Origin of the sequence: Delftia sp. ASV31, from assembly GCF_016428765.1 — a bacterium.
In the GTDB taxonomy this organism is placed as follows: Bacteria; Pseudomonadota; Gammaproteobacteria; order Burkholderiales; family Burkholderiaceae_C; genus Comamonas; species Comamonas acidovorans.
Genome location: NZ_JAELTK010000160.1, coordinates 1 through 4,563, shown reverse-complemented (window position 1 = coordinate 4,563; position 4,563 = coordinate 1). Strand labels below are relative to the sequence as shown.

4 protein-coding genes and 1 pseudogene are annotated in these 4,563 nt (G+C 68.8%); 4 read left to right on the top strand and 1 reads right to left on the bottom strand.

Features of this window, described 5'->3' with window-relative positions; genetic code table 11:
* Window positions 1-571 precede the first annotated feature (571 nt).
* Window positions 572-1,684 carry a uroporphyrinogen decarboxylase gene (gene hemE, locus JHD82_RS28525; protein WP_043824322.1) on the bottom strand — a complete coding sequence of 371 codons (1,113 nt, stop codon included), beginning with the start codon at window positions 1,682-1,684 and terminating at the stop codon, window positions 572-574.
* A gap of 177 nt (window positions 1,685-1,861) precedes the next feature.
* Here hemE and JHD82_RS28520 point away from each other — a divergent pair, with 177 nt between their 5' ends.
* From JHD82_RS28520 to JHD82_RS28505, 4 genes and pseudogenes are all read left to right on the top strand, one after another.
* Entirely contained in the window at window positions 1,862-2,851 is a 990-nt protein-coding gene (locus JHD82_RS28520) for a tripartite tricarboxylate transporter substrate-binding protein (RefSeq protein WP_063327655.1), read from the top strand.
* A gap of 229 nt (window positions 2,852-3,080) precedes the next feature.
* A complete protein-coding gene (locus JHD82_RS28515) occupies window positions 3,081-3,863 on the top strand; it encodes an enoyl-CoA hydratase-related protein (RefSeq protein WP_012202500.1) in 783 nt (260 codons plus the stop codon).
* Window positions 3,864-3,874: 11 nt separating this feature from the next.
* Entirely contained in the window at window positions 3,875-4,342 is a 468-nt protein-coding gene (paaI, locus tag JHD82_RS28510; RefSeq protein WP_034397981.1) for a hydroxyphenylacetyl-CoA thioesterase PaaI, read from the top strand.
* 11 nt (window positions 4,343-4,353) lie between these two features.
* Window positions 4,354-4,563, top strand: a pseudogene (locus JHD82_RS28505) (phenylacetate--CoA ligase); the annotation flags it as partial.

Below are 4,563 nucleotides of genomic sequence, written 5' to 3'. Positions count from 1 at the left end.
CCGGCGTCTGGACGGCGACATGGACGGTGTGGGCGGGGAGGGACATGCGAATGCGGGGAAAGCGGGGCCTGAAAACGCGGGCGCCGCACGGCAGGGCCTGCGGCAACCAAGCCGCCAAGCATAAGCCTTTGGCGCTGCCCGGAGCCTGGGTGCGGCGTTCTACACCAGACGCCCCGGCCGGTGACTGCGGGTTTCTGGGTATATCGTCAATTTCTGTGGATAACTTTGTGGGGATTATTCGGATCTATGGGCATGCACCTGCTTATCCGGCCTTGCCAATCGGTGCATGCTGAAAATGTTGCTATCAAAAAAATTATTCAAAAACAATGGCTTATATCGATATGTCGCCGGCGTGCAGGCGCGGATGACAACTGCAACTCCTAGGGCCTCGCTCGGATTTTTCTGTGCATAAGATGGTCTGTGGCCATCTTGTGCAGCAAGCGGCTGTCGGGTACCCGGCTTGTGGACAGCGGGGCCTTGCCGGGCCGTTGGCGGCCCCGGCAGGGGCCGGCGCTGCGCTGGCGTCCGGCCCTGGGGTTCGGGAGAAGCGGCAGGCGGGGAGGCGGCTCGCTCAGCGCTGGCGCAGGGCGCGCGAATGGCTGTGCACGGTCTCCACCAGGGCCGCCACATGCTCGGGCGGCGTGAACTGGCTGATGCCGTGGCCCAGGTTGAAGATGTGCGTGGGACCCGTGGTGGTCCTGTCGGTGTGCGGGGCGCCGAAGCTGTCGAGCACGGCGCGCGCCTGCTCGGCCACGCGCTCGGGCGGTGCGAACAGCACATTGGGGTCGATGTTGCCCTGCAGCGCCTTGCCGGGTCCGCCCACCTCGCCCCCGACGATGGCGCGGGCGCGGGCCAGGTTGGCCGTCCAGTCCAGGCCCAGCACCTCGCAGTCCAGGTCCTTCATGTCGGGCAGCCAGATGCCGCCGCCCTTGGTGAAGACGATGCGCGGCACGTCCTGCCCATCGACGCCCGTGCGCTTGAGTCCGGCCAGCACGCGCTTGGTATAGGCCAGGCTGAATTCCTGGAAGGCGCCGTCGGCCAGCACGCCGCCCCAGCTGTCGAACACCATCACGGCCTGGGCGCCCGCATCGATCTGGGCGTTGAGGTAGGCGGCCACGCTGTCGGCGTTGATGGCCAGGATGCGGTGCATCAGGTCGGGGCGCGCATACATCAGGCTCTTGACCAGGCGGTAGTCGTCGCTGCCCTTGCCCTCGACCATGTAGCAGGCCAGGGTCCAGGGGCTGCCCGAGAAGCCGATCAGCGGCACGCGGCCATCGAGCGCGCGGCGGATGCTGGTCACGGCGTCGAACACATAGCGCAGCTTGTCCATGTCGGGCACGGCCAGCTCGGCCACGGCGGCCTCGTCGCGCACCACCTTGGCAAAGCGCGGGCCTTCGCCTTCGGCAAAGGACAGGCCCAGGCCCATGGCGTCGGGCACGGTCAGGATGTCGGAGAACAGGATGGCCGCGTCCAGCGGGAAGCGCTCCAGAGGCTGCAGTGTGACCTCGGTGGCGTAGTCCACGTTGGTGGCCAGGCCCATGAAGCTGCCGGCCCGGGCGCGCGTGGCCTTGTATTCGGGGAGATAGCGGCCCGCCTGGCGCATCAGCCACAGCGGCGTGTAGTCGGTGGCCTGGCGCCGGCAGGCGCGCAGGAAGGTGTCGTTGGTCAGGGGGGCGAAGCTCATGGTGGGCGATTGTCGCCGAGTCGGCTTCGCCAGGCTGTCGCGATGCCCGAGCGGCGCAGGGCGTCTTGCCTCGGGTTAACCCTGGTCAATATCGGCGGCAACGGGCTTTTTGAGGCCGCTACATTGTGCGGCGTGCGTTCCGCACGGGAATCCGTCCATGCAAGGAGAGAGTTTGCGATGCAGCGAAGAACCCTGACCCAGATCCTGGCCCTGGCACCGGCTGTTTCGGCCGCCAGCTGGCTGGCTGGAAGTGCCACGGCGGCCGAGCCGCTGTTTCCGGGCAAGGCGCCGCTGCGCATCGTCGTGGGCTACCCGCCCGGTGGCGCCACCGACCGCGTGGCGCGCATTGTGGCCGACAAGCTGCAGGCGCGCGTGGGCTCGCCCGTGGTGGTGGAGAACAAGCCCGGCGCGGGCGGACGCCTGTCGGCCCAGTATGTGAAGAACGCGCCGGCCTCCCAGCCCGCGCTGCTGCTGGCAAACCCGGCCGTGATGCTGGTGGCGCCCCTGGTGTTCCCCGACTCGGGCTACGACCCCGACAAGGACTTCCGCCCGGTCAGCGAGGTCAATCGCTACGAATTCGGCGTGGCCGTGGCCAGTGCCGTGCCCGTCAGGCAGCTGTCGCACCTGCTGGCCTGGCTGCGTGCCAATCCGCAGCAGGCCAACGTGGGCGTGCCGGCCACGGGCAGCCTGCCGCACTTCTTCTCGCTGATGCTGGGCGAGGCCGCCAAGGTCCGGACCGAAACCGTGGGCTACAAGGGCTCGGCCCCGCTGCTGACCGACCTGGTGGGCGGCCAGGTGCCGCTGGCCATCGACACCTTCGACGTGCTGCTGCCCCAGCACGAGGCCGGCAAGATCCGCGTGCTGGCCGTGTCGGGCGAGCGCCGCAGCACCATGGCGCCGGACATACCCACGCTCAAGGAATCGGGCCTGAACCTGTCGGGCATGGGCTGGAACACCTTGTTCGCGCCTCAGAGCATGGCGCCCGACGTTGCCGAGCGCCTGTCGCGCATGGTGCAGGAGATCATGAAGGAGCCCGACACGCGCCAGAAATTCGAGGCCAGCCGGCTGACCCCGGTCTCCAGCAGCAGCGCGCAGACGGCCGAGATGCTCAAGGCCTACCGCGCGCAGTGGACGCCGGTGGTGCAGCGCTCGGGTTTCAAGCCCTGAACCTTCAAGAAAATGGCCCGTACGGGCCTTTTTTCATCGCCGGGCCGCCCCAAGATGAAAAACGCCCCCTCGGGGGCAGCGTGGGGGTCATTTTTCATGGGGCCTAGGGGTTTCCTCGGTGCCTGGGCGCTTGTGGTGGAAAGGGTCTGGCGACTAACATTTACCGACCATTCGGTAAATTATGTTTGATCTGCCGCATAAAGACGGCAGACAGGCCACGGAGACTTTCATGCCCCCATCGCTGGTTCTGGTTGAGCAGCAAGACGCCGTCCGCACCCTGGTGCTGAACCGCCCCGACGCGCTCAACAGCTTCAATGCGCAACTGCACGAGCAGCTGCTTTCGGCCCTGGAGCAGGCCGCCGGCGATGCCACGGTGCGCTGCGTGGTGCTCACGGGCGCAGGGCGCGGCTTTTGCGCGGGCCAGGACCTGTCCGACCCCGAGGCGGCGCCCGACCAGAACCTGGGCGACCTGATCGAGCGCCGCTACCAGCCGCTGTGCCTGCGGCTCAAGTCCATGCCCGTGCCCGTGGTGGCCGCCGTCAATGGCGTGGCCGCAGGCGCGGGCGCCAATATCGCGCTGGCCTGCGACCTGGTGCTGGCCGCGCGCTCGGCCAGCTTCATCCAGGCCTTTGCCAAGATCGGCCTGGTGCCCGACTGCGGCGGCACCTGGCTGCTGCCGCGCCTGGTGGGCCGTGCGCGCGCCCTGGGCCTTGCACTGCTGGGCGACAAGCTGCCTGCGGCCGAGGCCGAACGCATCGGCCTGATCTGGCGCTGCGTGGAAGATGCCGATTTGCGCAGCGAGGCCCAGGCCCTGGCCCAGCGCCTGGCCGCCATGCCCGTGCGGGCCCTGGCGCGCACACGGGAGGCCATGGACTCTGCCCAACTGCTGGACTACGAACATGCGCTCACGCGCGAGGCGCGCCAGCAGGGCCAGCTGGGCGCGGCCCACGACTACCAGGAAGGCGTGGCCGCCTTCCTGGGCAAGCGGGCTGCCGTGTTCTCGGACCGTTGAGGAGCGGCGCCATGCAAGACACCCACACCCCGGACGAAGCCGCACAGCGCCTGGCCGAACAGGTGCGCGACGGCATGCTGGCACGCGACCGCGCCGCGCAAGGCCTGGGCCTGCGCATCACGGACATCGCCCCCGGCGCGGCGCGCATGGAGATGGCCGTGCGCGACGACATGCTCAACGGCTTCGACATCTGCCACGGCGGCTTCATCACGGCGCTGGCCGACACGGCCTTTGCCTATGCCTGCAATGCGCGCAACGAGATGACGGTGGCCTCGGGCCTGAGCGTGGACTTCGTCGCGCCCGGCCGGCCCGGCGACGTGCTCACGGCCCAGGCCCGCGAAGTCTCGCGCGCAGGCCGCACCGGCGTCTATGACGTGCAGGTCACCAACCAGCGCCAGGAAGTGATCGCGCTGTTCCGTGGCCGCTCGCACAGCTTCAAGGGCCGGCCCACCGTGCCCGGCCTGACAGAGCCCGCCTGAAGAGGTCCGCCATGTCCCTGCAGCGCCCCGCCCCCGGCGAACTCGACCCCATCGAAACCGCCAGCCGCGACGAGATCGCCTCGCTGCAGCTGCTGCGCCTGCGCTGGTCGCTGCAGCACGCCTACGACCATGTGCCGCACTACCGCCGCGCGTTCGACGAGAAGGGCGTGCACCCGTCCGACCTGCGCACGCTGTCCGACCTGGCCCGCTTTCCCTTCACC

Bases quoted from the DNA above. Each gene is read 5' to 3' on its own strand.
- paaI (WP_034397981.1), top strand. From the start codon at position 3,875: ATGCAAGACACCCACACCCCGGACGAAGCCGCACAGCGCCTGGCCGAA.
- JHD82_RS28515 (WP_012202500.1), top strand. From the start codon at position 3,081: ATGCCCCCATCGCTGGTTCTGGTTGAGCAGCAAGACGCCGTCCGCACC.
- hemE (WP_043824322.1), bottom strand. From the start codon at position 1,684: ATGAGCTTCGCCCCCCTGACCAACGACACCTTCCTGCGCGCCTGCCGG.
- JHD82_RS28520 (WP_063327655.1), top strand. From the start codon at position 1,862: ATGCAGCGAAGAACCCTGACCCAGATCCTGGCCCTGGCACCGGCTGTT.